This window comes from Rhodopila sp., assembly GCF_035548235.1.
Lineage (GTDB): Bacteria > Pseudomonadota > Alphaproteobacteria > Acetobacterales > Acetobacteraceae > Rhodopila.
On record NZ_DASZTJ010000103.1, the window covers coordinates 1 to 26,216 of the forward strand.

Annotated in this window: 24 protein-coding genes; 20 read left to right on the forward strand and 4 right to left on the reverse strand. The window is 66.2% G+C overall.

What is annotated here, in order from left to right:
• The first annotated feature begins 123 nt into the window (after positions 1-123).
• The 9 genes from VHB27_RS08960 (at position 124) to VHB27_RS09000 (ending at position 9,991) form a co-directional block, all read left to right on the forward strand.
• Entirely contained in the window at positions 124-1,371 is a 1,248-nt protein-coding gene (locus VHB27_RS08960) for an LL-diaminopimelate aminotransferase (RefSeq protein ID WP_325599421.1), read from the forward strand.
• Positions 1,368-2,660, forward strand: a complete 1,293-nt coding sequence (locus VHB27_RS08965) for a homoserine dehydrogenase (RefSeq protein ID WP_325599423.1) — start codon at positions 1,368-1,370, stop codon at positions 2,658-2,660. Before VHB27_RS08960 ends, VHB27_RS08965 begins: the two co-directional genes overlap by 4 nt.
• Before the next feature lie 286 nt (positions 2,661-2,946).
• Positions 2,947-3,915 (forward strand): thiamine pyrophosphate-dependent dehydrogenase E1 component subunit alpha, encoded by a 969-nt coding sequence (locus tag VHB27_RS08970; protein WP_325599425.1) that lies wholly within the window; start codon positions 2,947-2,949, stop codon positions 3,913-3,915.
• A 13-nt stretch (positions 3,916-3,928) separates the two neighbouring features.
• Entirely contained in the window at positions 3,929-4,939 is a 1,011-nt protein-coding gene (locus VHB27_RS08975; protein WP_325599427.1) for an alpha-ketoacid dehydrogenase subunit beta, read from the forward strand.
• The gene (locus VHB27_RS08980) at positions 4,939-5,247 is read left to right on the forward strand and encodes a biotin/lipoyl-containing protein (RefSeq protein ID WP_325599429.1); all 309 of its coding nucleotides are present in this window, start codon (positions 4,939-4,941) and stop codon (positions 5,245-5,247) included. Before VHB27_RS08975 ends, VHB27_RS08980 begins: the two co-directional genes overlap by 1 nt.
• Positions 5,247-5,555 (forward strand): DUF6506 family protein, encoded by a 309-nt coding sequence (locus VHB27_RS08985; protein ID WP_325599431.1) that lies wholly within the window; start codon positions 5,247-5,249, stop codon positions 5,553-5,555. Before VHB27_RS08980 ends, VHB27_RS08985 begins: the two co-directional genes overlap by 1 nt.
• A 21-nt stretch (positions 5,556-5,576) precedes the next feature.
• Positions 5,577-6,314, forward strand: a complete 738-nt coding sequence (locus tag VHB27_RS08990; RefSeq protein WP_325599433.1) for a 2-oxo acid dehydrogenase subunit E2 — start codon at positions 5,577-5,579, stop codon at positions 6,312-6,314.
• A gap of 150 nt (positions 6,315-6,464) precedes the next feature.
• Positions 6,465-7,460, forward strand: a complete 996-nt coding sequence (locus VHB27_RS08995) for a hypothetical protein (RefSeq protein WP_325599435.1) — start codon at positions 6,465-6,467, stop codon at positions 7,458-7,460.
• 152 nt (positions 7,461-7,612) lie between these two features.
• A complete protein-coding gene (locus tag VHB27_RS09000; protein WP_325599437.1) occupies positions 7,613-9,991 on the forward strand; it encodes an HAD-IC family P-type ATPase in 2,379 nt (792 codons plus the stop codon).
• Positions 9,992-10,043: 52 nt separating this feature from the next.
• Here the strand turns inward: VHB27_RS09000 and VHB27_RS09005 are convergent, their stop codons facing one another.
• On the reverse strand, positions 10,044-10,574 hold the full coding sequence (locus tag VHB27_RS09005) for a flavin reductase family protein (protein WP_325599439.1): 531 nt from the start codon (positions 10,572-10,574) through the stop codon (positions 10,044-10,046).
• Positions 10,575-10,644: 70 nt separating this feature from the next.
• Positions 10,645-11,283 carry a nitroreductase family protein gene (locus VHB27_RS09010; RefSeq protein ID WP_325599441.1) on the reverse strand — a complete coding sequence of 213 codons (639 nt, stop codon included), beginning with the start codon at positions 11,281-11,283 and terminating at the stop codon, positions 10,645-10,647.
• A gap of 93 nt (positions 11,284-11,376) precedes the next feature.
• Here VHB27_RS09010 and VHB27_RS09015 point away from each other — a divergent pair, with 93 nt between their 5' ends.
• From VHB27_RS09015 to VHB27_RS09045, 7 genes are all read left to right on the forward strand, one after another.
• The gene (locus VHB27_RS09015; protein ID WP_325599443.1) at positions 11,377-12,510 is read left to right on the forward strand and encodes an HlyD family secretion protein; all 1,134 of its coding nucleotides are present in this window, start codon (positions 11,377-11,379) and stop codon (positions 12,508-12,510) included.
• Positions 12,507-15,251 carry a ribosome-associated ATPase/putative transporter RbbA gene (gene rbbA / locus VHB27_RS09020; protein WP_325599446.1) on the forward strand — a complete coding sequence of 915 codons (2,745 nt, stop codon included), beginning with the start codon at positions 12,507-12,509 and terminating at the stop codon, positions 15,249-15,251. Before VHB27_RS09015 ends, rbbA begins: the two co-directional genes overlap by 4 nt.
• 6 nt (positions 15,252-15,257) lie before the next feature.
• Positions 15,258-16,385, forward strand: coding sequence for an ABC transporter permease (locus VHB27_RS09025; protein ID WP_325599448.1), 1,128 nt, complete (start codon positions 15,258-15,260; stop codon positions 16,383-16,385).
• 174 nt (positions 16,386-16,559) lie between these two features.
• Positions 16,560-17,069, forward strand: coding sequence for an Hsp20/alpha crystallin family protein (locus VHB27_RS09030; protein WP_325599450.1), 510 nt, complete (start codon positions 16,560-16,562; stop codon positions 17,067-17,069).
• A gap of 224 nt (positions 17,070-17,293) precedes the next feature.
• On the forward strand, positions 17,294-19,846 hold the full coding sequence (gene mgtA / locus VHB27_RS09035) for a magnesium-translocating P-type ATPase (RefSeq protein WP_325599452.1): 2,553 nt from the start codon (positions 17,294-17,296) through the stop codon (positions 19,844-19,846).
• 107 nt (positions 19,847-19,953) lie between these two features.
• Positions 19,954-20,274, forward strand: coding sequence for a c-type cytochrome (locus VHB27_RS09040; protein WP_325599454.1), 321 nt, complete (start codon positions 19,954-19,956; stop codon positions 20,272-20,274).
• 115 nt (positions 20,275-20,389) lie between these two features.
• The gene (locus VHB27_RS09045; RefSeq protein WP_325599457.1) at positions 20,390-21,007 is read left to right on the forward strand and encodes an NIPSNAP family protein; all 618 of its coding nucleotides are present in this window, start codon (positions 20,390-20,392) and stop codon (positions 21,005-21,007) included.
• Between the two features lie 11 nt (positions 21,008-21,018).
• Here VHB27_RS09045 and VHB27_RS09050 read toward each other — a convergent pair whose 3' ends face one another.
• Together VHB27_RS09050 and VHB27_RS09055 are read right to left on the reverse strand one after the other, a co-directional pair.
• On the reverse strand, positions 21,019-21,933 hold the full coding sequence (locus tag VHB27_RS09050) for an alpha/beta fold hydrolase (RefSeq protein WP_325599459.1): 915 nt from the start codon (positions 21,931-21,933) through the stop codon (positions 21,019-21,021).
• A 51-nt stretch (positions 21,934-21,984) separates the two neighbouring features.
• Positions 21,985-22,758: a squalene/phytoene synthase family protein gene (locus VHB27_RS09055; protein WP_325599461.1), complete on the reverse strand. Its 774-nt coding sequence runs from the start codon at positions 22,756-22,758 to the stop codon at positions 21,985-21,987.
• Between the two features lie 191 nt (positions 22,759-22,949).
• On the opposite strand from VHB27_RS09055, the gene VHB27_RS09060 reads away from it, so the two are divergent.
• The 4 genes from VHB27_RS09060 (at position 22,950) to VHB27_RS09075 (ending at position 26,198) form a co-directional block, all read left to right on the forward strand.
• A complete protein-coding gene (locus VHB27_RS09060) occupies positions 22,950-23,543 on the forward strand; it encodes a superoxide dismutase (protein ID WP_325599463.1) in 594 nt (197 codons plus the stop codon).
• A gap of 120 nt (positions 23,544-23,663) precedes the next feature.
• Positions 23,664-24,173: a tetratricopeptide repeat protein gene (locus VHB27_RS09065; protein ID WP_325599465.1), complete on the forward strand. Its 510-nt coding sequence runs from the start codon at positions 23,664-23,666 to the stop codon at positions 24,171-24,173.
• Between the two features lie 135 nt (positions 24,174-24,308).
• On the forward strand, positions 24,309-24,998 hold the full coding sequence (gene hisG, locus VHB27_RS09070) for an ATP phosphoribosyltransferase (protein WP_325599467.1): 690 nt from the start codon (positions 24,309-24,311) through the stop codon (positions 24,996-24,998).
• Between the two features lie 69 nt (positions 24,999-25,067).
• A complete protein-coding gene (locus VHB27_RS09075) occupies positions 25,068-26,198 on the forward strand; it encodes a zinc-dependent alcohol dehydrogenase family protein (RefSeq protein ID WP_325599469.1) in 1,131 nt (376 codons plus the stop codon).
• Positions 26,199-26,216: the final 18 nt, after the last annotated feature.

Sequence of the window (26,216 nt, forward strand, 5' to 3'; positions counted from 1 at the left end):
GTCCCGCCCGAGGCAATCCGCATCAACGCCGAAGCTTTAGGTCGCGGCGCGGCGTTGCGTTTGCTACATTAGGACTCCGGGCGGCACGCACCGCCCGGTCTTGTCAACCCCGAAAGGCCAGCCATGAGTTCCGAGTCCGCCGGTGAGTTTCACCGCATCCGCCGTCTCCCGCCCTATGTCTTCGCCGAAGTCAACACGGCCAAGGCCAAGGCCCGGACCGCCGGTGAGGACATCATCGACCTTGGCATGGGCAACCCGGACAGCCCCACGCCGCCGCACATCGTGGCGAAGCTGGTGGAGACGGTGCAGGACCCGCGCAGCCATCGTTACTCGGTCAGCAAGGGCATACCTGGGCTGCGCCGGGCGCTGGCGACCTATTACCAGCGCCGTTTCGGCGTCGACCTGAACCCGGAGACCGAGGTCATCGCGACCCTTGGCTCCAAGGAAGGGCTGGCGAACCTCGCCTCCGCCATCACCAGCCCCGGCGACACCATCCTGGTGCCTAATCCGTCCTATCCGATCCACCAGTTCGGCTTCATCGTCGCCGGCGCCGCGGTGCGCTCGATTCCCGCCACGCCGGACGAGGACATGCTGCGCGCCCTCGATCGCGCCGTGCGGCATTCGGTGCCGAAGCCGACGGCGCTGATCGTCAACTTCCCCTCCAACCCGACCGCCTATCTGGCCGACCTCGATTTCTACCGGGAGATCGTGTCCTTCGCCCGCAAGCATGAGATCTGGGTGATGTCCGACCTCGCCTATGCCGAGATCTATTTCGGCGACAAGGTCCCGCCCTCCATCCTGCAGGTGCCGGGCGCGAAGGACATCGCGGTGGAGTTCACCAGCCTGTCCAAGACCTATTCCATGGCCGGGTGGCGCATGGGATTCGCGGCCGGCAACCCGCGGCTGATCAACGCGCTGACCCGGATGAAGTCGTATCTGGACTACGGCGCCTTCACGCCGATCCAGGTCGCCGCCGTCACCGCGCTGACCGGGCCGCAGGATTGCGTCGAGCAGATCCGCGGCGTGTACCGCGAGCGCCGCGACGTGCTGATCAAGGGTCTCGCCGCCGCCGGCTGGGACATGCCGAACCCCGAGGGGTCGATGTTCGCCTGGGCGCCGATCCCGTCGCGCTATGCATCGCTGGGCAGCGTCGAGTTCTCCAAGCTGCTGCTGCAGCGCGCCAAGGTGGCGGTGGCGCCGGGGCTGGGGTTCGGCGAACATGGCGAAGGCTATGTCCGCATCGGCCTGGTCGAGAACACCCACCGGCTGCGCCAGGCGATCCGCAACATCCGCGCGTTCCTGCATGCCGGGTCCAACGTCGCGGAACCGGCGCCGGCCGAGGCGGCCGCGCCCCCGGTCGCCGCTCAATGAGCCGTCCGCTTTCCGTCGCCTTGGCCGGTCTGGGGACCGTCGGCGGCGGCGTGCTCAAGCTTCTGCGCGATAACGCGGACAATGTCGCGGCGCGGGCCGGCCGTGCGATCGCGGTCACGGCGGTCTCGGCGCGGGACCGGTCACGGGACCGGGGCGTGCCGCTGTCGGGGCTGCGCTGGTACGACGATCCCGTGGCGCTGGCCGCCGATCCGGGCGTGGACGTGGTCGTCGAGCTCATCGGCGGCTCCGAGGGGCCGGCGCGGGCGCTGGCCGAGGCAACGATCCAGGCCGGCAAGCCGCTTGTCACCGCCAACAAGGCGCTGCTGGCGATCCACGGCGCCGACCTCGCACGCCAAGCCGAGAAGCGCGGCGTGACGCTGGCGTTCGAAGCCGCGGTGGCCGGCGGGATCCCGGTGATCAAGGCGCTGCGCGAGGGGCTGGCGGGCAACCGCATCACCGCCGTCGCCGGCATCCTGAACGGCACCTGCAACTATATCCTGACGCAGATGCGTGAGCGCGGCCGGGAGTTCGCCGAGGTCCTGGCCGATGCCCAGAAGCTGGGCTATGCCGAGGCCGATCCCAGCTTCGACATCGACGGCGTGGACGCGGCGCACAAGCTGGCGATCCTGGCGGCGCTGGCGTTCGGGCGGCCGGTGGCGTTCGACCACGTACATGTCGAAGGCATCCGCCGCGTCTCCGCCCTCGACATCGCCTTCGCGAACGAGCTCGGCTACCGGATCAAGCTGCTGGGCATCGCGCGGCAGACCGAGGCCGGGATCGACACCCGCGTGCATCCCTGCATGGTGCCGCAGAGCGCGCCGATCGCGACGGTGGACGGCGTGTTCAACGCCGTCGTGGCCGAGGGCGATTTCGTCGGCCGCGTGATGCTGACCGGCCGCGGCGCCGGCGCCGGCCCCACCGCTTCCGCCGTCGCCGCCGACCTGATCGACATCGCCCGGGACCGCCGCACGCCGGTCTGGGGAGCGGCAGGCGCGGCACTGTCGAGCGCGCCGTCGATGCCGATGGACCAGCATGTCGGGTGCTACTACCTGCGGCTGATGGTCGTGGACCGGCCGGGCGTGATCGCCGACGTGACCGCGATCCTGCGCGACATGGGGATATCGCTGGAATCGATGCTGCAACGGGGCCGCAGTCCCGGCGAGGCGGTGCCGGTCGTGCTGGTGACGCACGAAACGCAGGAAGGCGCGATGCGCCAGGCACTGGCGATGATCGGCAAGCTGCCGACGGTCATGGAAGAACCGACGCTGATCCGGATCGAAGTGAGCTGACAGCCGCAAGCACCGGCCGATATCCGGTTGCCGCCGGATATCGGCCGGGCGCCTGCCTGGCACAAAGCTCGACATGACCGACCAAGGCCGTTCGGCCGCCGCCTGTCCCCCGCCGGACAGGCTGTCAGGTTCCATATCTCCTTAGCCGCAAGTGGTCGTTCTTTCGGCGTTTTGTTACTAAAACAGATCGTTTGACTGGCGTCAATGCCGCTTTCCCGGGGTCGGGCAGGTTGCCGTGCGGTTAATCGGCTTAACGCCAATGAGTTGAAGTCGGGAGAGATCGCCCATGCAGATCAGCCGTGAAGGACTGCTCACGTCCTACCGCAAAATGCGGATCATCCGCGAATTCGAAGAGCGTGTGCACAAAGAATTCGCGACCGGCAAAATTCCGGGCTTCGTGCATCTTTATGCCGGCGAGGAAGCCTCGGCCGTCGGAATTTGCCAGCACCTCAACGGCACCGACTATATCGGCAGCACGCATCGCGGCCATGGCCACAGTATCGCCAAGGGTTGTGACGTCACCGGCATGATGCAGGAAATCTACGGCCGCGCCGGGGGCCTGTGCAAAGGCAAAGGCGGTTCCATGCATATCGCCGACATCGGCGTGGGCATGCTGGGGGCCAACGGGATCGTGGGCGGCGGACCGCCCTTGGCCTGCGGCGCCGCCCTGACCGCGAAGCTGGGCAAGACCGGCGGGGTCGCGGTGGCATTCTTCGGGGATGGCGCCTTCAACCAAGGCACCACGCTGGAGTCGATGAACTTCGCCTCCATCTACAAACTGCCGGTCTATTTCGTGCTGGAAGACAACGGCTATGCGGAATCGACTGCGAGTTCGTGGTCGATCGGCGGTCATAATCCGATGCGGCGTGCCGAAGGCTTCGGCATCCCGGGACAGCATGTCGACGGGCACGACTTCTTTGCCGTGTATCGTGCCGCCGGCGACGCCGTTGCCCGCATGCGCGCGGGCGACGGCCCGCAGTTCATCCACATCGAATTCACCCGTTACTACGGCCATTTCGAAGGTGATGCGATGACGTATCGGCCGCCGGGAGAAGTCGCCGAGGAACGCCAGTTCCTCGATCCGCTGAAGTTCTTCCGCGCGCGGGTCATCGGGGCCGGCCTGCTGGAGGACGGTTCGCTTGACGCGATCGACACGGAGGTCGGCGCCCTGATCGACAAGGCGGTTGCCACGGCAAAGACCGCCCCGTCGCCGGCCGCGGCCGACCTGCTGACCGACGTCTACAAGACCTATTGAGGGAACGCGATCCATGAGCAAGAAGTCATTCCGGCAGGCGCTCAATGAAGCAATGCGCCAGGAGATGGAGCGCGATCCTCTGGTGATCGCGCTGGGTGAGGATATTGCCGGCGGCATGGGCGCCAAAGGCGCGCAGGATGCATGGGGCGACGTGCTCGGCGCCAGCAAGGGGCTGATGCCCGAGTTCGGACGCGACCGCATCTTCGATACGCCGATCAGCGAAAGCGCCTTCGTCGGTGCGGCGGCAGGCGCGGCGCTGACCGGCATGCGCCCCATCGCCCAAGTCATGTTCGTCGATTTCTTCGGTGTGTGCGGCGATCAGATCATCAACCAGATGGCCAAGTTCCGCTACATGTTCGGCGGCAAGGCCACGACGCCGGTGGTGATCCGTACCCTGTTCGGCGCCGGCGTGCGCGCGGCCAGCCAGCACAGCCAATGCCTGTATCCGATCTTCACGCATGTGCCGGGATTGAAGGTCGCCATCCCATCGTCGCCCTATGAAGCGAAAGGACTGATGATCCAATCGATCCGTGACGACGACCCGGTGATCTTCTTCGAACACAAGGCGATGTACGACGACACCGAGGAAGTGCCCGACGAACCGTATGCGATCCCGTTCGGCAAGGCGAAGATCGTGCGCGAGGGAGACGATGCCACGATCGTCGCGATCGGACGCATGGTCCAGTTCGCCACGAAGGCCGCCGCAGCGCTGGACAAGGACGGAATCAGGTGCACCGTGATCGATCCGCGCACCACCTCGCCGTTGGATACCGATGCGATCCTGTCCAGCGTCCACAACACCGGCCGACTGGTGGTGGTCGATGAGGCCAGTCCGCGCTGTGGCATGGCGGCCGACATCGCCGCCCTGGTGGCGGAGAAGGCCTTTGCCTCGCTGCGGGCGCCGGTCCGGATGGTGACGCCGCCTCATACGCCGGTGCCGTTCGCGGCGGAGCTGGAGGATCTCTATGTTCCGGGGCCGGACCGGATCATCACGGCGGTTACCGAAGTGGTGAGATATCACTGATGCCGGGCCGGATCAGCGCGCTGACCATGCCGAAGCTTGGTCTGACGATGAAGGAAGGGTCGGTCGCCGTCTGGCATGTCGCGCCGGGCGGCGGGGTGGTTGAAGGCCAGCCGGTCGCCGATATCGAAACATCGAAGATCACCGCGAGCCATGACGCGCCCGTGTCGGGCACATTGCGGCGCCAAGTCGCCGCAGTCGGCGAGGTGCTGCCGGTGGGCGCGCTGATCGGCGTCGTTGCGGACGCGGATGTGCCTGACGCCGCCATCGATTCTTTCATCGCGGCATTTCAACCGGAGGAGCTGGTGTGATGGCTTTGCAGGCCGCATTCATTTTCCTGGCCGATGGCGCCGACGCCGCGAAGCATCATGCGGTCGTCGAAACGCCTCAGGTCACGCTGACGGTGGTTGGCGTCGCGAACTATGCCGCTGCCGAATCGGTCACCCGGGATCTGGTCGCACGCGGCATCGTGGCGATCGAGCTGTGCGGCGGGTTTGGTCACGCTGGCACGGCGCGCATCGCCGCGGCCGCAGGAGACAAAGCCGTGGTCGGCGCGGTGCGGTTCGATGGCCATCCCGGCCTCGGCGGCAAAAGCGGCGACGCCGTATTCACGGGTTAGGGGGCGCGTGTGATGACACCCGTGGGATTTCCCAAGGTCGAGACCTATGACTATGCGTTGTTCGGCCCGGTTGAAGTGCGGCCGCTGAGCAACATCCGCAAGATCATCGGCCGGCGGCTGCATGCGGCCTGGGCCAATGTGCCGCAGGTGACGCAATTCGACGAGGTGGACCTGACCGCGTTGGAAGCTTTGCGTGCGGAGCTGAAGCCCAAGGCAGAGGCGCAAGGGATCAAGCTGACCCTGCTTGCCTTCATCATGAAGGCCTGCGCGCAGACGCTTGCGCGCTTCCCGGAGTTCAACGCCTCCTTGGACGATTCAGGCGACAACCTGGTCCTGAAGAAATACTGCCATATCGGGTTTGCTGCCGACACCCCGATGGGTCTGCTGGCGCCGGTCGTGCGCGACGTGGACAAGAAGGGCCTGTTCGATATCGCACGCGCCATCGCCGAGCTGGCCGAGAAGGCGCGGTTGGGACGGCTGGCCTTTACCGACGCGGAGGGCGGTTGTTTCTCGGTCTCCAATCTGGGGCAGCTTGGCGGCACCGGTTTCACGCCGACGATCAATGCGCCCGAAGTGGCGGTGCTCGGCGTTGCGCGCGCCGCAGAAAAAGTCGTCGTCCAGGACGGGCAGTTCGTGGTTCGGCTGGTACTGCCGCTCGCGCTCGTCTACGATCATCGCGTGGTGGATGGTGCGCAAGGCGGCCGGTTCATGGCCATGCTGCGCGACCGGCTGCACAATCCGGAAAGCTTGCGCGCGTAGCCGCCGGCGCCTGCGCCAGGTCGGGGAAGCCGTCGGCCGCGACTGCCTCCGGCATCGATGCAGGCCGGTCGGCGGCAGGCCTTTCGCCGGCCCGTCCTTGATCTCCGTCATTGGCGTACGCTTGTTTGATCTGCAAAGCCGCGGGCCATGTTGAGCAAGATCGTCCCGACACGGTTCAACCCTGGCGCGGCCTGGGTGTTGCATATCATGCGCGGCCCCCGGCGACTGAGGACGCGGCACGGGCACGGACGTCGCCGCCGGACCGGGAGGACGACGCGGCATCTCGGACTGGCCTGTGCGATCGCCCTGCTGGCACTTGGCGGGTGTACCCAAGCCCCCGTCACCGAAGCAGGGCCGCCAGCCCAGCCGCCGGCCGCCGCCATATCCGCACAGGCCGCTGTTGCCGCCGAGGTCGCGCGGCTGCAGGCCGACCTGATGCGTGAGGTGCCGCAAGCGATTCCGCCCGATCCAGTGTCGGATCGCGTCTGGATCGCCCTGGCGAAGCAGCGCCTCGCCGCCTCCGCCGTCGTGATTGACCAGGCCCAGGTGATCGTGGTGGTCGATCGCAATCCCCGGGTCCAGCAACTCCGCATCATCGCGGCACAGCCCGCCGATGGCCCGTGGTCCGTGATCGGCGGCAGCAAGGTGTCGACCGGGCAGGCCGGGCGACGCGGTTACTTCATTACGCCGACAGGTGTGTTTCCCCACCTGACCGACATTCTGGATTACCGCGCACTGGGCACTTTCAATGAAAACCACATCCGCGGCCTTGGGCGGAAGGGGATGCGGGTGTGGGACTTCGGCTGGCAGACGGCGGAGAAAGGTTGGCAGCCCGACCACGAGACCGGCGAGATCCGGTTGCTGGTCCATGCGACCGATCCTGACTACCTGGAGCAGCGGCTGGGCCATCCGGCGTCGAAAGGCTGCATTCGCGTTCCGGCCAGCATGAACCGGTTCCTCGACTTTCATGGCATACTGGACGCCGACTACGAACGTGCGGCCGCACAGGACGCGCGTCTGGCAGAAATCCTCCTGCCGGACAGAAGGCCGACGGAACTGGCGGGCCGCCTGCTGGTGGTCGTGGATTCATCGCCGGATTCGGCCGAGGCATCGGTTCGGCTCGGGGGGCGCACAGCCGGACGTTGACGGATGGGCCGCAGCGAATCAGCCTGCCGCCGTGACGACGATCGACGGAATGTATCGGCAATGTCAACGACGCCCAGGGCGCCCGGGCTACTGCCACCGAGGCCTCCACCACCGACGTTTCGCCGGCTGTGCAATGGCCGTGAGGTGGTGTGGTGAAGGATGAAGCCGGCGAGGTCCCGCATGGGACGGCGCACGCGATGGGCCAGGCCTCGGCGCTGCCCGACGGGCTGTCCACGGCCGAGGCGGCGCAACGTCTGGCAACCGTCGGCCCCAATGCCGTCGCCGAAGAGCACCGGCACCCGTTGGTGGAACTCGGCCGGCATTTCTGGGCGCCCGTTCCCTGGATGCTAGAAGCCACCGTCGTCCTGCAGCTTGCGGTGGGCGAGCGGCTGGAAGCGGCAATGATCATCGTGTTGCTGCTGATGAATGTCGGCCTGAGCCTGTTCCAGGAATCGCGCGCAAGCACCACGCTGGCATTGCTGAAGCAGCGGCTGGCGCCCCAGGTGCGGGTGCGACGCGACGGAGCCTGGATCACCCGCCCCGCCGCCGACCTTGTGCCCGGCGATATCGTGCAGTTGTCGTTGGGGGGCATCGTCCCCGCCGACCTGCGGCTGCATAGCGGGTCGCTGCTGCTGGACCAGTCGATGCTGACGGGTGAATCGATCCCGGTCGAGCTGGGTCCGGAACAGGCTGCCTATGCCGGCGCGCTGGTGCGCCGGGGCGAAGCGGTCGGCGAGGTCACGGCCACCGGCCGCCGCACCTATTTCGGCCGCACCGCGGAGCTGGTCGGCATCGCGCATGTGGAAAGCAGCGAGCAGAAGGCCGTGATGGCGGTGGTGCGGGCGCTGACGGTGGTGAACTTCGCCATCGTGGTCGGCATCGTCGCCTATGCCCACGTGATCGGCCTGACCATGCCGCAGATCGCGCCGCTGGTGCTGACCGCCATGCTGTCGGCGGTGCCGGTGGCCCTGCCCGCCACCTTCACCCTGGCCGCGGCGCTGGGAGCAAAGACGCTCGCCCAGCGCGGGGTGCTGCTGACGCGGCTGACCGCGCTGCAGGAGGCGGCGATGATCGACGTGCTGTGCGTCGACAAGACCGGCACGCTGACGCGCAATGAGCTGGTCATCACCACCATTCACCCGGTCGATGACCGTTACGACGGTGACGCGGTCCTTGCCTATGCCGCGGCCGCCAGCTCCCTGGAAGGACAGGATCCGATCGACACGGTGATCCGTTCGCAGGCGATGGAGCGCCGGGGGGAAGCCGGTCCGGCATTGGCGGTCACGCAGTTCACGCCGTTCGATCCGGTGACGAAAATGGCCGAGGCGGCAGTCATCGACGAGAGCGGGCGGCAGCTCCGCGTCATCAAGGGATCGCCCGCCGCGGTCTGTGCGGCGGCGCCGATGACGCCGGCGGCGACCGCCGCGCTCGCCAGCTCCACCGCCGCGGGTCATCGCACGCTGGTGATCGCGGCAGGGCCGCCGGACGCCGTGACCGTCATCGGCCTGATCGCGTTCGGCGATCCGCCACGGGCCGACTCGGCCGGCTTGCTGGCGGACCTCCATACCCTCGGCGTCGCCACGATCATGGTGACGGGAGACACGGCGGAGACCGCCGCCACCGTTGCCGGCGCGATCGGACTGAACGGGCCGGTCTGTCCACCCGGCGGCATCCCCGACAGCGTGGAACCGGACCGTTTCGCCGTCTACGCGGGCGTGTTCCCCGAGGATAAGTTCCGCTTGGTGAAAGCCCTGCAGCGCAGCGGTCACGCGGTCGGCATGTGCGGTGACGGCGCCAATGACGCACCGGCGTTGCGGCAGGCGCAGATGGGCATCGCCGTGTCCACCGCGACCGATGTCGCGAAGGCCGCTGCGGGCATCGTGCTGACCGAACCGGGGCTGGCAGGCATTGTCACCGCCATCAAGGAAGGTCGCGCCGCATTCCAGCGCGTGCTGACCTACACGTTGAGCATCCTGATCAACAAATGCGCCACCCTGATCGTGATGGGGATCGGGCTGGTGATGACCCACCATGCGGTGCTGACGCCGCTGTTGCAGGCGTTGATGATGCTGGCTGCGGATTTCGTGACGATGTCGCGGGCGGCGGACCGCGCGCGGCCGACCGCGTATCCTAACACGTGGCGGGTGCGCAACATGGTCGTGGCGGCGATCCCGCTGGGCCTGTTCAAACTGAGCTACTATGTCCTGCTTCTGGCCGGCGGATGGTATCTCCTGCACCTCGGGGCGAGGGACATGCGCACGCTGACCTTCCTGATGCTCGCGCTGGCGGGCCAGGCCAGCATCTATGTGCTGCGGGAGCGGCGGCATTTCTGGACGTCGTGGCCGGCCGCCGTGATGCTTGCGGCCACCAGCCTGGACCTGCTTATCGTCACCGGACTGGCGGCTGGCGGCATATTGATGTCCCGTCTGCCGGGCGTGGCGATCGGCGCCGTGTGGCTGGCGACCTTGTGCTTCATGGTGGGGTTCGACCAGATCAAGATGTCAGTCCTGAACTGGATCCGGATCGATTGACGGCGCTATCCGTCGCGTGGCACGCTCGGTAGTGACAGAGGGTCGCGGCAGGTCAGGGCTTCTGGGACGCCAACCGGATCATCCTGCCATCCACCGCGAAAGCACCATAGCCGTGGTGATGGATGGTCTTCGGATTGGCCTGCGCCGGATCCCGCCAGGCCTTGACCACTTCGAGCACGAACAGGTCGTACCGGTTCACCAGCGTCGTATCGACGACCTTGCATTCAAGGTTGGCGAAACACTCCGCCACCAACGGGGCCGACACATGAGCCGCCGGCATCGCGGTCAGCCGAAATGTCTTGAACTTGTCCGTATCGCGCCCTGAGCAATTGCCGATCTTTACCACCTTGGCGGCAAGCCTGGAGGCAGGCACGGCGATCACGCATTCCCCCGTCGCACGCAAGGCCGCAAAACTGTAGTTGGCATCACTGACGACGCAGGCGACCAGCGGCGGGGTGAACTCCATCATCATGTGCCAGGACATGGTCATGACGTTGGCCCGCCCATGGTGCGCGGTCGTCACCAGCACGACCGGCCCCGGTTCCAGCACCTGGTAGACGTTCGGCAGCGGCAGGTCTTCCATCACGCGTCTCCGGCGCCTCCGACGAGGCCTGACACGACTGTCACCACGGCTGCGGTGACAGTGGACGGGGTCACCCGATCCATCGCACGACAGGCGCATTGCGGGGCACGGGCGGCGGAACCGCTCGCGGATGGCCGACGATTATCGGCGCGACCGGCATCCAGGCATCGGGCAGGTCCAGCAGGCGCTTGCCCTCCGGCGTGTTGAGGAAACCTTGCGTCAACCCGATCCAGCAGGACCCAAGTCCCGCCGCGCAGGCCGCGAGCATCAGATTCTCCGCGGCCAGCGTGCAGTCTTCGACGCCCCACGGAAGCTCGCTGCGTGCCGAGATCAGGATCAGCACCGGTGCATGATAGAACAGATGAAACCGTGGGTCGCTGAGATGAGCACGGAACTGCTCGGCATGCGGATTGCCCATCATTGTCGCGAGCACATGGGCCTTTGCCTCATTGGAGAGGCGATCCAGGGCATGCTGGTCGCGCACCACCGTGAAGCCCCAGGGCTGCTGGTTGACCGCGCTGGGCGCATGGACCGCAGCGTCGATCAGGCGCTTGATGGTGGCTTCATCGACCTGTTCCGCGGTGTATTCGCGCACGGCACGCCGCGCGGCGATCGCTTCGTTGATGTCCATGGCGCGGATTCCTTGAATAGGGTGATCCCGTGCAGCGCTATAGGGTCTGCCGCCGTACCACGCGTTGACCAGGGTCAATCCGGCAGCGATGCAGGGCGGTCCTCGGCGGGTGCGCAGCCGTACGACGTCGTTTGATTTAGATCAGGGCGTCCCGCGACTGCCGGACGGACTATGCGCCAGCATCGAAGCGTGGGCCTGATGATCGCCGACCCAACTTCCCAACCACCCGAACTCACCACGGCCGAGATCCCCCTGCCCCCCACGGCGGAGAATCTTCCGGCGGTGGTCCCGCCACCGCGCAAGCCCTCCACATCGCGGAACTTGCGGCGCGTGCTTTCGCTTTTGGTTCTCCTGGCCCTTGCCGGAGCTGCCGGCTACTGGCACTGGCTCCGGTCGCAGCCCTCGTTGCCCCCTGGTTTCGCCACCGGGAACGGCCGGCTGGAAGCCGATGAAGTCGATATCGATACGAAGTTCGCCGGCCGTATCCTGAAGCTGAACGTCGATGAGGGCGACCTGGTGAAGGCCGGCCAGGTGGTTGCCGTGATGGACACGCGCGATCTCGAGGCACAGCTTAAGCAATCCCAGCAACTCGTGGCACAAGCCCAGCATACGCTGGAGCAAGCGGAGGCAAGCAAGGTCTCGCAGCAGGCCGTGGTGAAACTTGCCCAGCAGGAGCTGGCGCGCACCACGGACCTGGTTCCCAGGGGTTTCGCCACGGTCGAGTTGCGCGACCAGCAGACGCAGCAGCTCAACAGCGCGATCGCCACGCTCAACGCGGATGAGGCCGCCATCGCGGCGGCACAGCATGCGCTCGGGGCGGCGACGCACCAGGTCGAGTACTATGCCGTACAGATTGCCGACAACCAGCTCTTTGCCCCGAAAGACGGACCGATCGAGTACCGCGTCGCCAATGTCGGCGAGGTCCTGGCGGCAGGCGGCAAAGTGTTCACGATGCTCGACGCCTCCTATGTCTACATGGACATCTATCTGCCGACCGAGCAAGCCGGCCGGGTCAGGATCGGGTCGGAAGCTCGCATCGTGCTCGACGCCTATCCCGGTCACGTCATCCCGGCACGGGTCGTATTCGTTGCGAGCCAGGCACAGTTCACCCCCAAGACCGTGGAGACCAAGGAGGAACGGGACAAGCTGATGTTCCGGATCCGGATCAGGATCGACCCGGAAAGGCTGGAGGGCCGCGAGGCGATGATGCGGACCGGGCTGCCCGGGGTTGGCTACGTGCGTACCGAACCGTCCGCGGTTTGGCCGCAAAGCCTGGCGCCCAGCCCGCCGCCGCCGGCCCAATGAGCAGCGCGGCCGATACCATCGCGTCACTCGATCACGTCACCCTGCGTCATGGCCGTATCAAGGCTTTGGACGATGTCGTGCTCGCGCTGCCGCGTGGTCGGCTCGTCGGGTTGATCGGGCCGGACGGCGTCGGCAAATCCTCGTTGCTCGACCTGGTCGCCGGCGCGCGGGAAATCCAGTCCGGCCAGGTCCTGGCCCTCGGCGGCGACATGGCCGATGCCGCGCATCGTCGCTCGGTCTGCCGGCGCATTGCCTATATGCCGCAGGGGCTCGGCAAGAACCTCTATCCCGACCTCAGCATTCGCGAGAACATCGAATATTTCGCCCGCCTGTTCGGGCAGTCCCGTGCCGAACGCAACGACCGCATTGCGGACCTGCTCGCCAGCACGGGCCTGGCGCCCTTCGCCGACCGGCCGGCCAAGCAACTCTCCGGAGGCATGAAGCAGAAGCTCGGCCTCTGCTGCGCGCTGATCCATGACCCGGACCTGTTGATCTTCGACGAGCCGACGACCGGCGTGGACCCGCTCTCGCGCCGGCAATTCTGGGAGTTGGTCAAGCGGATCCGCGCCCGCAGTCCCAGCCTCTCCGTCCTGGTTGCCACCGCGTACATGGAGGAGGCAGAAGGCTTCGACTGGCTGGTGGCGATGAACGCCGGCCGGGTCGTGGCAAGCGAAACCCCGGCCGCGCTCAAGCAGAAGACCGCGGCGCGCACGGTCGAGGAGGCGTTCATCGCCCTGCTGCCGGAGGCCGAACGGCGCGGCCATACCGTACCGATCGCCCCGCCGCGCCGCATCGGAGCCGCCGAGACGGTCATCAGCGCGCACGACCTGACCTGCCGCTTCGGCAATTTCACCGCGGTCGATCACGTCAGCTTCGACATCGAACGCGGCGAGATATTCGGCTTCCTCGGTTCGAACGGCTGCGGCAAGACGACCACGATGAAGATGTTGACCGGCCTTTTGCCGGCGACCGAGGGCCAGGCGCTGTTGTTCGGCAAGCCCGTCGATGCCGAAGACCTCTCCGCACGTCGACGCGTCGGCTACATGTCGCAATCCTTCTCTCTCTATACCGAGCTGACGGTCCGCCAGAATCTCGACTTGCACGCACATTTGTTCCATCTGACATCACAGGAGGCACGGGCCCGGATCGCGGAATTGATCGAACGCTTCGGCCTTGCTCCGCATGTGGACCAGCGTCCCGAAGGCCTGCCGCTCGGCATCCGCCAGCGCCTGTCGCTGGCCGTCGCCATTGTGCATCGGCCGGAGATGCTGATCCTCGACGAGCCGACCTCCGGCGTGGACCCGCTGGCGCGCGACCGGTTCTGGGAACTGCTGATCGACCTGTCGCGCAAGGACGGTGTGACGATCTTCGTATCGACGCACTTCATGAACGAAGCCGAACGCTGCGACCGTATCGCGCTGATGGATTCGGGCCATGTCCTGGCCGCCGATACGCCTGAGCGGCAAATTGCGGAACGCGGTGCGGCCACGCTCGAAGACGCGTTCATCGCCTATCTGGAAGCGGCCGCCGGCATGCGCAGCGCGGCTGCGCCCGTCGTTGCGCGTGCGGTCGAACCGGCGCGCACAGCCCCTCGGCAACCGCCCGGCGTCGATGCCTGGTTCAGCCCGCGGCGCTTGCTCGCCTGCACCATCCGCGAAACGCTGGAACTGGTGCGGGACCGCATCCGGCTCGCTTTCGCCGTGTTCGGCACGACGTTTCTGATGGTCGTTTTCGGCTTCGGCATCTCGACCGATGTCAATTCCCTGACCTTCGCCGTGCTCGACCACGACCATACCCACGAGAGTCGTGCCTATCTCGAGGAAGTACGCGGTTCGACCTATTTCATCGAGAAACCGCCGCTTGTCGATTATGCCGACCTCAACAACCGGCTGGCCGACGGCAGCATCGACTGCGCGATCGAGATTCCGCCCGGGTTCGGCCGCGACATCGCCCGTGGCCGACCCACTTCGGTCGGTGCCTGGGTCGACGGTGCGCGACCGTTCATCGCCCAGACCATCCGCGGCTATCTGCAGGCGATGAACCAGCTCTACCTGTCCGATCCGGCGGTGGCCGCCACCGGGGCGCAGTCTCGGCCTGCCGCCGATGTCGCGATAAGGTTCAGATATAATCAGAACTTCGAAAGCATCTACGCCATGGTACCTGGGGTCCTGGCCATGATGCTGGCGCTGTTCCCGGCGATCCTGATGGCGTTGGCGGTGGTGCGAGAAAAGGAACTCGGCTCGATCGTCAACCTTTACGTGACGCCGGTAAGCCGCCTGGAATTCCTGCTGGGAAAGCAGCTTCCCTATATCGGCCTGGCGATGGTCAATTTCACATTGATGTTCCTGATGGCGCTGTTCGTTTTCCAGGTTCCGCTGCACGGCAGCTTCCTGGCGCTGGTCGTGGGAACAGTGATGTACGTGGCCGCAACGACGGCGTATGGAATGTTGGTCTCCGCCTTTGCCAGCACGCAGATCGCGGCCTTGTTCGGTACCGCGATCCTGACGGTCCTGCCGGCGACGATGTTCGCCGGGATGACGGTTCCGGTCTCCTCGCTGACCGGCACCGCGCAGGTCATGGGCCGCCTGTTCCCGATGACCTACTTCTTGCCCATCAGCGTCGGAACGTTCACCAAAGGCCTCGGTTTCGCCGACCTGACGGGCCGGCTCGCCGGTCTCTCCCTGTTCTTTCCCATTCTGCTGACACTGAGCCTGATCCTACTCCCGAAGCAGGAGCGGTAGCGGGAGATGTTGCGGAGCCTCGCCAACATCTTCTGGCTCGGCACCAAAGAGTTGCGCAGCTTCCTGCACGATTACGTCCTGCTGGGCTTGGTCGTCTACAGTTTCTCCATGGCGATCACCGCGCAGTCGCAGAGCAGCTCGCAGGAACTGCACAATGCGTCGATCGCCATCGTGGATGAGGACCATTCGGAACTGTCGCGCCGGATCGCGCATGCCTTCCTGCCGCCTTATTTTCAGCCACCTCAATACATCACCGAGCGTGACATAGAGCCGCTGATGAATGCCGGGCGCTATACGTTCGTGCTGGATATTCCGCCGCATTTCACACGCAGCGTGCTGGCGGGGCGCGAGCCGCAACTACAGCTCGACGTCGATGCCACGGCGATGGTTCACGCCGGGCTCGGGTCCAGCTACGCGGAGACAATCATTACGACGGAGATTGATAATTTCCTTTCCCGCTCGGAAGGCACTCCACCGGACCCGGTCACCATCAATGTGCGCCTCGCCTTCAATCCGAATGCTGATACGCCCTGGTTCAGCAGTGTCATGGGCATCATCAGCAGCATCACCATGCTGGCCATCGTCCTGGCCGGCGCCGCCGTGGTGCGCGAACGCGAGCACGGCACGATGGACCATCTGATGGTCATGCCTCTGACACCGTTCGAGATCGCGATGTCGAAGATCTGGGCCAACGGCTTGGTGATCCTGACGGCGGCTGCGCTGTCGCTCTATTTCGTTGTGCGGGGTTTCCTGCATATCCCCATCGCCGGCTCCATCCCATTGTTCCTGGCCGGTGTCGCCATTTACCTGTTCTTTGCGACATCGATCGGAATTTTCCTCGGCACGATCGCACGCTCGATGCCGCAGCTTGGTCTTCTGTTCCTGTTGGTCTATCTGCCGATCAACACCCTGTCCGGCGGCTACACGCCGCTCGAGAGCATGCCGCCCTGGCTTGCGAAGGCGATGCAGATCTCTCCCACCGTGCACTTCGTCTCCTTCGCCCAGGCGATTCTCTATCGCGGCGCCGGGTTTTCCGTCGTGTGGCCGCAATTTGCGGTCGTGGCGTTGAGCGGGGGCTTGTTCCTGGCGCTGTCGCTATGGCGCTTCCGCTCCGTCACGGCGGCCTCCAGTTAGAGCATCCGTGCCGAGGAGCCTGCCAATCGGCAGGGCGAAGCAGGAAGCAGCGTCGAAGCCTGGAGAAGTCCCTGATCCGCCCTGGCAGCTTGAGCCACATCAATGCACGTTCCGGCAGCCCTGCTCAAATGCCTTTGCCCAAAGCAACTTTCATGAAGAGAGAAGGAGGTAAGCATGGCGAATGAACCGGTTGAGGTAAAGAAAGCCCCCTCGACGCCGGCGACCCCGGATGCCTGGCGGGCGCTGCGCAGTGAGATGGAGCGGCTTTTCGATCGCTTCGCGGGGGGCTTTGGCGCGCCTTCGTTCGGCCGCGTGTTCGAGATGTTTCCTTCGTTCGCGACTGCGACATCGTTGCCGGTGCCGGCCGTCGACATCACGGAGGACGACGCAGCCTATAAGATCACCGCCGAATTGCCTGGCCTGACCGAGAAGGACGTCGAAGTTTCGTTGAGTGACGACGGTCTGACCATCAAGGGCGAGAAGAGCGCCGAAAGCGAGAAGAAGGAGAAGAACTGCTACCTGTCCGAACGCAGCTATGGCGCGTTCGAACGCTCCTTCACTCTCCCATCGGGCGTGCAAGCCGACAAGATCGCCGCCAGCGTCACCAACGGCGTGCTGACGGTAACAATCCCCAAAGGGGCCGCAGCGACGAAAAAGACCATCGAGGTGAAGGCCGCGGCCTAGCGCCTCCGGTCGCCGCCGCGCGTCCTGTCATTTCCATCGATGGCACGGCGCCGCGGCGGCGACAGGGTCCGCGCCCCGGATCGTCGAATTGAGGCAAGGAGGACGACGACATCCTCCGGCATCGCCTTGTGCCTGTCGCCAAAGTCCGGTGTTCTGACGGCGGCCGCTTCCAGGTCGCCGCTCGGCTTGTTCATCACCCGTGTCGCCAAGGCCTCGCCAACACCATGGGCGCTTTCCCCGACACCCCCCTCGCATTGATGGACGTGGCCGTTCGTCCATTGCATGAACTGCTCTCGGCCCTGCGCTCGAGCGAAACGGGATTGAATGCGGCGGATGCCGCCTCGATCCTGCGGACAGTGGGACCGAATCGGATCGCATCGACGCGGCGGAAGACGCTGCTGGCCGATTTGGTCATCCGGCTGGGCAATCCGCTCGTGCTGATCCTGCTGTTCGCAGCGTCGGTTTCGGGGTTCACGGGAGACGTGCCAAGCTTCGCCATCATCAGTACCATCGTGCTGATGTCGGTGGTGCTGGACGTCACGCAGGAGCGTCACGCCCAGAACGCCGCCGAGAAGCTGCGTGCCGAACTCTCACTGTCCGCGAAGGTGCTGCGCGACGGGAAGGCCATCGATGTCCCGAGCACCGAGATCGTGCCAGGCGACGTCGTTCTGCTCGCGGTCGGCGATCTCGTGCCGGCGGATGCACGGCTTATCGAGTCCCGTGACCTGTACGTGGACGAAGCGCTCCTCACCGGAGAACCCTATCCGGCGGAGAAGGACGCGGTGCCGCCGGTCGCGGGTTCGGCGCAGGTCACGTCGCTGCCCGGCAACATGGTGTTCATGGGCAGTTCGGTCGTCAGCGGCACGGCCAAGGCACTGATCGTCGCGACCGGACGCAAGGCGCAGCTTGGCTCGATCGCCACAGTCCTGCAGCGGCCGGAGCCGCCCACGGCCTTCGCGATCGGCATCAAGAATTTCGGCCTGATGATCGTGCGGATCACGGTGCTGCTCGTCCTATTCGTCGTTCTCATCAACCTGCTGTTCCATCGCCCCCTGCTGGAATCCTTTCTGTTCGCACTCGCCCTTGCCGTCGGCCTGACCCCGGAACTGCTGCCGATGGTTGTCTCCATCACGCTTGCGCAAGGTTCGCTGCGCATGGCGCGCAAGGCGGTCATCGTCAAGCGGCAGTCAGCGATCGACGACCTGGGCAGCATGGACGTGCTGTGCAGCGACAAGACGGGCACCTTGACGGAGGCACGCATCAGACTCGTCAGCGCCGTGGATCTGAACGGCGGCGCCAGCAGCACCGTGACGCCGATGGCACAGCTCAATGCCGCCTTCGAGACGGGACTCAAAAGCCCGTTGGACGAGGCGATACTTGCGGCAGGCAGCATCGATCGTACCGCTTGGCGAAAGATCGACGAAGTTCCCTTCGATTTTCAGCGGCGCCGGGTGTCGGTCCTGGTCGAGGGGGAGCATCGGCGGCGGCTGATCGTGAAAGGCGCGCCCGAGGACGTGCTGCAACACTCCGCCTATTACGAACAAGACGGCGCGGCGCCATTGCCGCTCGACGCCGCGGCGCGGCAGAGAGCGAAGTCGACGTTCACCGCGCTCGGGACGGAGGGATTTCGCGTGCTCGGCGTTGCATGGCGCGACGTCGAAGCCGACCGTGAGCATGCCGGTATCACCGACGAGACCACGCTGACCTTCTCCGGCTTCCTGGCCTTCCTTGATCCGCCGAAGCCGGATGCCCGGCAAGCGCTGGCCGCCCTGGCGACGCTCGGCGTCACGATGAAGGTCATCACAGGCGACAATGAACAGGTCACCCGCCATGTCTGCGCTGAACTTGGCGTGGACGTACAGGGTACGCTGACTGGCTCGCAGATCGACGAACTCACCGAGGAAGCGCTGATCGCGAGGGTCGAGGACACCACGCTTTTCTGCCGCGTCACGCCGTCGCAGAAATCCCGCATCATCACCACTCTGCGGCGCATGGGTCACGTGGTCGGCTATATCGGCGACGGCATCAATGACGCGCCACCGCTGCATGCCGCGGATGTCGGCTTCTCGGTCGACACCGCGGCGGACATCGCCAAGGAAGCGGCGGCCATCATCCTGCTGCGCAAGGACCTTGCCGTGCTGGCCGAAGGCGTGCGGGAGGGACGCCGGACATTCGCCAACATCCTCAAATACATGATGATGGGGACGAGTTCCAACTTCGGCAACATGTTCTCCATGGCAGGCGCCGTGCTGTTCCTGCCCTTCCTGCCCATGCTGCCGGCCCAGATCCTGCTCAACAACCTGCTGTACGATCTGTCGGAGACCGCTATCCCGCTGGACAGGGTAGCCGAACGCAGCATCGCGCGACCGCGGCGCTGGGACCTCGGCACCCTGCGCCGGTTCATGCTGGTGTTCGGCCTGATCAGCTCGATCTTCGATTTCCTGACCTTCGTTCTGCTGCTGTCGGTGTTCAACGCCGACGAGGCGCTGTTCCACACCGGCTGGTTTGTGGAGTCGCTGTCCACACAGGTCCTGGTCATCTTCATCATACGCACAGCGCGGCCGTGGCGGGACCGTCCGCATCCGGCACTGGTGGCCAGCACGGTCTCGGCCTTCGCGCTGGCCGTCCTGTTGCCTTTTCTGCCGCCGGCGCACTGGCTTGGTTTCGTTCCGCTCCCACCTGCCCTGCTCGCCGCACTGGCAGTGCTCACGGCCACGTACCTATTTGTGGTGCACGAGGTCAGGCGCTGGTTCTTTTCGCGCCACGGGTTGGATTAACCTGGCGAGCCCCGCAGTCCGGCGAATCCGTTGATGCACGTCAATGCGCGCGGCGCCCATCCGTAGGATACTATTTCGTTGCATCCGCCACTGTCAGGAGGGCGTCAGTGATCTGCCGGACGGTCTTTGTCCTGTCGCTCGCGTTCGCGCCAATCCCCGCGCTCGCACAGATGATAGAGGGTGACGCGCAACGGGGCCGTGCACTCGCCGTCCAGGATTGCTCCTCCTGCCATGCTATCGAGGCGCATCCATCGCCCGGCGAAGCTGAGGCATTGAGCTTCCGAGCGATCGCCGCCATGCCGTCGACGACGCCGGCGGCGATCGCTGCATTCCTTTCGACGCCGCATCCCAACATGCCGAATTATAAACTTTCGCGCGACGAGATACGCGATGTAAGCGCCTATATCATGACGCTTCGCCAACGGTGAAGACGCCCGGATAGCCGGACTGCGCCTGGCGGCCGGGTCGTGCTGGCCGGCCCGCCCATTTCCCACGCCTCCGACTTCCCCTAACGTGACCCCGGCATAACAGGAGGGACGCCGGATGATCGTCGAGATGCGCACCTACACGCTGCGGCCGGGCACGCTGGCCGAGGTCGAGAAGCGCTTCGGAGAGGCCCTGCACATCCGCGAAAAGCACAGCAAGCTGGCCGCGTTCTGGCACACCGAGGTCGGTCCGCTGAACCAGATCATCCATGTCTGGGAATACGAGGACTTCAAGCACAGGGCAGAAGCTCGGGCAGCGTCGCAGAAGGAGGAAGGGTGGCCGCCGCCGATCCGTGAATTCGTGACGGCCCAGCAGAGCGAGGTTTTCCACCCCGCCCCGTTCTCCCCCAAGCTCACGCCGCGCCAGGTCGGGCCCCTGTTCGAAATCCGCCAATACACGCTGGCGGCTGGCCAGATCCCCGGCCTGATCGAACGCTGGTCGGAAAAGATCGAGGGCCGGACGAAATTCTCACCCCTGGTCGGCGGCTGGTATTCGGAATTCGGTGCGCTGAACAAATGGGTCCATATCTGGGCCTACAAGGATGCGAACGAACGCTTCAGCGTGCGCGCCGCCGCCGCGGCGACCGGCAACTGGCCGGCCCGCAACCCGCCGGGCGTGGTGGTCAAGCAGGAGAATGCGTTCGTGATGCCGTCGGCGTTCTCGCCGATCCGCTGATTTGGATCGCGTCAGGCCAGCAGTCCCAGGAAGGCTTGCAGCGCCGGAATGACCGCTTCCGGCGCGTCTTCCTGGATGTAGTGACCGGCGTCGGGCACGTGCACGATGGTGCCTCTCGGCCAGATGCCGCTGAAATCGGCGACGGCCAGTGCGGCGGGGATGGCGCGGTCCAGCATCCCCTCGACCAGTAGCGCCGGCTTGTCGCGCAGCGCGGCCGCGCCGTGCGTGCCCTCCCGGACGAAGTCGCGGATGCGGCCGGTCGTGACGTCCAGGGGAAACTCGATCGCGCCCTTGCAGTCGGCCGGTGTCGGGAACGCCGCGGCATAAGCGCGGATCATGGTGGGGGTCACCCTGTCCAGCCGCTCCAGCCCCACGATCTGCATGACCGAGAGGATGGTCGACCCCAGATGCGACAGCACCGCCTCGGTGCGGCCGGTGTGCAGGCCTTCGCGGATCCAGCGGAACCACGGGGTCTCGATCGGGCTGGGCAGGTCGCGGCGGCCGGCAGCGCCATAGCCGAACACCGTGTTCATTGCGACGACGCTATGGATGCGGTCGGGGTGCCGCACCGCGTAGCCGATGCCGATCGGGCCGCCCCAGTCCTGCATCACCAGGGTGATGTCATCCAGGTCCAAGGCTTCGATCAGCGCCGCCAGGTTCTCGACATGGGTGCGGAGGGTATAGACGCGGTCCGGCGGCGTCTCGCTTTTGCCGAAGCCCATGTGGTCGGGCACGATGACGCGGTGCGTCGCGGACACGTGGGGCACGAAGCGGCGCCAGATATAGCCCCAGGTCGGCTCGCCATGCAGCATGACGACCGGGCGGCCCGCGCCCTCATCGATGTAATGCTGGCGGAAACCGGCCGCGTCGCAGAAGTGTGGCGCGTACGGCCAGGTGCCGTCGAAGGTCTCGTCTGCCGGTATCATGCCGGTTTCCTCCCGTTGTGACACCAGAACATCACAACGGGCGGGCCGGTTCTATGGGCGGTGCGTTAAACCTGCCGTTATCACCGCCAAACGATCGCCCAGGCCCCGCGGATGCCGCAGCCTCGGCCAGCGGGCGAAGTCACGCCGCGCCAGCACCGCCGGCAGCGCCGCCGCCGCGGCAGGCCTGGGAAGCGGCGTCGCAGCCCGCAGCAGCGCCGTCCCCTCCCGTACCGCATGCGCCAGGACCGCGCGGGCGGCGACCGAGGACGGGTCGTGCACGAACGCCTCGGGCGACAGGCCGTGCTGCGCCAGCAGGTCCTGCGGCAGCAGGCAGCGGCCCTGCGACGCCAGCGCACCGGTCGCGCGCAGCAGCGCCGCCACCCCGTACGCCGCGCCATACCCCCGCAGCGCCTCCACCCTGCCGGCCCCCACCGCTCGGCCGGCCGCCACCGCGAGGCCGCCGGCGCCGGCCAGCAGCCAGTTTCGCCAATCGTCGAGCATCGTGAACTCGCCGTAAGCCTCCTGGTCGCGCGCATCGATCAGCGGCAGAAGGTCTTCGGCGGTCAGGTGGCCCGCTTCGATGGCCTCGGACAGCGGGGTGGCGACTTCGTGACGCTTGCGTTCGCCTTCGACGACCTCCCGCCACCATTGCAGGCGGATCAGCGCCAGCGGCGGTTCGCTGGCTACGCTGCGCGCACGGGCCAGTTCGTTGTTGAAGGCGTAGAGGGTCAGCAGCGCGTCGCGCCGGTCGGGGGGGGCGAGCAGGACCGTCAGGAACCGGTCGGGGTCGTGCTTGCGGACCAGGTCGGCCAAGGCTTGGTTCATGCCAGGCAGTACAGGGGTTTCGCCCCTCGCGGCAAGTCCCGGCCATGTCGCCGCACGGTGGGCCGCACGGTGGGCCGCACGGTGGGTTGACGCCTTTTTCGGCTGGCCATAGCTAACGACGTGTTCCCGGCGGCGTTCTTGCTGCCATGCCGGACTCGCACCCCCCGGCCGAACTGATCAAGGAGGATGACATGGCCTTTGAACTGCCGAAGCTGCCGTACTCGACATCCGCGCTCGCGGCGAAAAAAATGTGCCAGGAAACGTTGGAGCTGCACCACGGCAAGCACCATCAGGCATACGTCACGGCGCTGAACGGCTTCGTCGAGAAAGACCCGGCGCTGCAGGGCAAATCCCTGGACGACATCGTGAAGTCGACCGCCTCGGCCGGTGGGCCGGTGTTCAACAATGCCGGGCAGCACTGGAACCACATCATCTTCTGGCAGTGCATGAGCCCGAACGGCGGCAAGATCCCGGGCAAGCTGGAAGCCAAGATCGCCGGCGACTTCGGCAGCGTCCAGAAGTTCAAGGACGAGTTCAAGGCGGCGGGCGTCAGCCAGTTCGGCAGCGGCTGGGCCTGGCTGGTGCTGGGCACCGACGGCAAGCTGAAGGTGACGAAGACGCCGAACGGCTCCAACCCGCTGGCGACCGGCGAGGGCAAGGTCCTGCTGGGCGTCGATGTGTGGGAGCACAGCTACTACCTCGACTTCCGCAATGTCCGTCCGGACTACCTGCAGAACTGGATCGACAACCTGGCGAACTACGAATACGCCGAGGCGCAGCTTTAAGCGCGCGGCGCCCGATCCTGGGTCAAATGTCACGGCGTCTGACGCCGGGTTAGGCGTGATGGCCGGCCTTGTGCCGGCCATCCACGTCTTTCGAGGCGATGCAGGCGCGGGAAGCCGCACATGCCAGACCTGAACGACCTGCGCGCCCAGCGCGCCAACCTGGAACAGACCATCGAAGCCCGGCAGCGCCAGCTTGGTCCCGACCATCCCGACCTCGCGAACGACCTGCGCGACCTCGGCCGCCTGTCGCACGAACTGGGCGATTTCATCGACGCCCAGTCGCAGTTGCGGCGCGCGCTGGCGATCCACACGGAGGCGCTGGGTGCCGAACACCCCGAGGCCGCGACGGACATCAACCATATCGGCCTGATCCTGCACGATATCGGCGACCTGGACGGCGCCTGCGCGGCGTTCGAACGGGCGCTGGCGATCGACGAGCGCGCCTTGGGCCGCGAGCACCCCAGCGTCGGGCGGGACGCCAACAACCTGGCCGGGGTGCTGAAGGACATGGGCGACGGGTTCTCGGCCCGGGAAGCGCTGGACTGGGCGCTGTCGATCTACATGACGGCATACGGGCCGGACCATCCGACGACGCGGAGCGTGGCGCGAAACCGAGCGGGGCTGGGGTGACGCAGCCACAACCCGGCGTTACACGGGCCGGCATCACACGGGTCGGCATCACACGGATCAGCATTACGTGGGACAGGCTTCCGGTAACGGCCGGACTCCTGTAAACGCCCCGCCAACCCAACGTCCGGAGCCCCCATGACCGCCCCGTTCCCCGCCACGTCCCTGGCGCCGGAGGTCACCGAACCGATCATCCTCGCCCTGCCGAAAGGTCGCATCCTCTCCGAATGCGGCGCCTTGCTCGCCCGCGCCGGCATCGTCCCCGCGCCCGACTATGCCGACGAAGACTCCCGACGCCTGCGCTTCCCCACCGACGACCCGACGCTGGACGTCGTCCGCGTCCGTCCCTTCGACGTCGCCACCTTCGTCGCCTTCGGCGCCGCGCAGATCGGCATCTGCGGCGCCGACGTGCTGATGGAGTTCGACTACCCCGAGGTCTACGCGCCCCTCGACCTCGGCATCGGCAAATGCCGCGTCTCGGTCGCCGAACCGCGGGAAACGGCGGGCAGCGACGATCCCAGCCGCTGGAGCCAGGTGCGCGTCGCTTCCAAATACCCCAACATCACCCGCCGCCATTATGCCAGCCGCGGCATCCACGCCGAGGTCGTGCACCTCAACGGCGCCATGGAGCTTGCCCCCGGCCTCGGCCTGTGCCGGATGATCGTCGACCTGGTGCAGACCGGCTCGACGCTGAAAGCCAACGGGCTGGTCGAGACGGAGGTCATCGCCCCCGTCACCAGTCGGCTGATCGTCAACCGCACCGCGCTCAAGACCCAGCCCGAAGTCATCGGCGCCTGGATCGCCCGGTTCCGCGCCGCCATGGCCTGACAGCCGCACCGCCTTGATTGATCGCCCCTCCCGTAATAGGCGAAGCCTGTCTTATCGGAGGAGAGCGTGATGAAGATGAAAGCCGCCGTGCTGCGCGTTCAGGGCAAGCCACGTCCCTACGCGGTCAGCCTGCCGCTGGAGATCGAGACCGTGGATCTCGATCCGCCCGGCCCCGGCGAAGTGCTCTACAAGATCATCGGCGCCGGCCTCTGTCATTCCGACCTGTCGACCATCGAGAACCTGCGTCCGCGCAAGCTGCCAACCATTCCCGGCCATGAGGCTGCCGGCATCGTCGAGGAGGTCGGGCCCGGCGTCACCAGCCTGAAGCCGGGCGACCACGTCGTCAGCATGTTCGTCACGTCCTGCAGCGACTGCCGCTACTGCAACGGCGGGCGGCCGAACCTGTGCCAGAGCGCCAACGCCTCCCGCAACAACGGCACCCTGCTCTCCGGCGCGCGGCGGCTGTCGCTGAACGGCGAGCCGATCAACCATTACTCCGGCCTGTCGGTGTTCGCGCAATACGCCGTCGTGGCGCAGAACGCGCTGATCAAGATCCCCGACGACGTGCCGCTGGAGGACGCGACGATCTTCGGCTGCGCCGTCGTCACCGGCGTCGGCGCGGTGCTGAACACCGCCCAAGTGCCCCCTGGCGGCCAGATGGCGGTCGTCGGCCTGGGTGGCGTCGGGATGAACGCCCTGATGGGCGGCGTCGTGGCGGGGGCGGAACGGATCGTCGCCGTCGATCTCAACGCCGACAAGCTGAAGCTCGCCCGCGAACTGGGCGCGACCGACACGTTTTTGGCCGGCAACGCCGATGCGGTCGAGGAGATCCGCAACGCCACCGATGGCGGGCTGGACTATGTGATCGAGACCGCCGGCTCGATCCCGGCGATGAACCTGGCCTATGCGATCACCGCGCGCGGCGGGATGGTGGTCAGTGCCGGCCTGCCGGCCTCGACCGCCCAGTTCTCTTATCTGCACGGCGCGATGGTGACCGAGGAGAAGTCGATCCGCGGCTCCTACATGGGCAGTTGCGTGCCCAAGCGCGACATCCCGCGCTTCATTGGGCTTTACCGGCGCGGCAGGCTTCCGGTCGCGAAACTTCGGTCGGGCTTTGTCGGTTTCGACGGGATCAACGAGGGGTTCGACCGCCTGTCCGACGGCGCGGTGCTGCGCCAGGTGCTTCAGCCGCATGCCTGAACGGTCCGCGCGCCGCCC

Bases quoted from the DNA above. Each gene is read 5' to 3' on its own strand.
- mgtA (WP_325599452.1), top strand. From the start codon at position 17,294: ATGGGCGCTTTCCCCGACACCCCCCTCGCATTGATGGACGTGGCCGTT.
- VHB27_RS09015 (WP_325599443.1), top strand. From the start codon at position 11,377: ATGCGCCAGCATCGAAGCGTGGGCCTGATGATCGCCGACCCAACTTCC.
- VHB27_RS09045 (WP_325599457.1), top strand. From the start codon at position 20,390: ATGATCGTCGAGATGCGCACCTACACGCTGCGGCCGGGCACGCTGGCC.
- VHB27_RS08960 (WP_325599421.1), top strand. From the start codon at position 124: ATGAGTTCCGAGTCCGCCGGTGAGTTTCACCGCATCCGCCGTCTCCCG.
- VHB27_RS09075 (WP_325599469.1), top strand. From the start codon at position 25,068: ATGAAGATGAAAGCCGCCGTGCTGCGCGTTCAGGGCAAGCCACGTCCC.
- VHB27_RS09055 (WP_325599461.1), bottom strand. From the start codon at position 22,758: ATGAACCAAGCCTTGGCCGACCTGGTCCGCAAGCACGACCCCGACCGG.
- VHB27_RS09025 (WP_325599448.1), top strand. From the start codon at position 15,258: ATGTTGCGGAGCCTCGCCAACATCTTCTGGCTCGGCACCAAAGAGTTG.
- VHB27_RS09005 (WP_325599439.1), bottom strand. From the start codon at position 10,574: ATGGAAGACCTGCCGCTGCCGAACGTCTACCAGGTGCTGGAACCGGGG.
- VHB27_RS09065 (WP_325599465.1), top strand. From the start codon at position 23,664: ATGCCAGACCTGAACGACCTGCGCGCCCAGCGCGCCAACCTGGAACAG.
- VHB27_RS08975 (WP_325599427.1), top strand. From the start codon at position 3,929: ATGAGCAAGAAGTCATTCCGGCAGGCGCTCAATGAAGCAATGCGCCAG.
- VHB27_RS09030 (WP_325599450.1), top strand. From the start codon at position 16,560: ATGGCGAATGAACCGGTTGAGGTAAAGAAAGCCCCCTCGACGCCGGCG.
- VHB27_RS09050 (WP_325599459.1), bottom strand. From the start codon at position 21,933: ATGATACCGGCAGACGAGACCTTCGACGGCACCTGGCCGTACGCGCCA.
- hisG (WP_325599467.1), top strand. From the start codon at position 24,309: ATGACCGCCCCGTTCCCCGCCACGTCCCTGGCGCCGGAGGTCACCGAA.
- rbbA (WP_325599446.1), top strand. From the start codon at position 12,507: ATGAGCAGCGCGGCCGATACCATCGCGTCACTCGATCACGTCACCCTG.
- VHB27_RS08985 (WP_325599431.1), top strand. From the start codon at position 5,247: ATGGCTTTGCAGGCCGCATTCATTTTCCTGGCCGATGGCGCCGACGCC.
- VHB27_RS08970 (WP_325599425.1), top strand. From the start codon at position 2,947: ATGCAGATCAGCCGTGAAGGACTGCTCACGTCCTACCGCAAAATGCGG.
- VHB27_RS09060 (WP_325599463.1), top strand. From the start codon at position 22,950: ATGGCCTTTGAACTGCCGAAGCTGCCGTACTCGACATCCGCGCTCGCG.
- VHB27_RS08965 (WP_325599423.1), top strand. From the start codon at position 1,368: ATGAGCCGTCCGCTTTCCGTCGCCTTGGCCGGTCTGGGGACCGTCGGC.
- VHB27_RS08980 (WP_325599429.1), top strand. From the start codon at position 4,939: ATGCCGGGCCGGATCAGCGCGCTGACCATGCCGAAGCTTGGTCTGACG.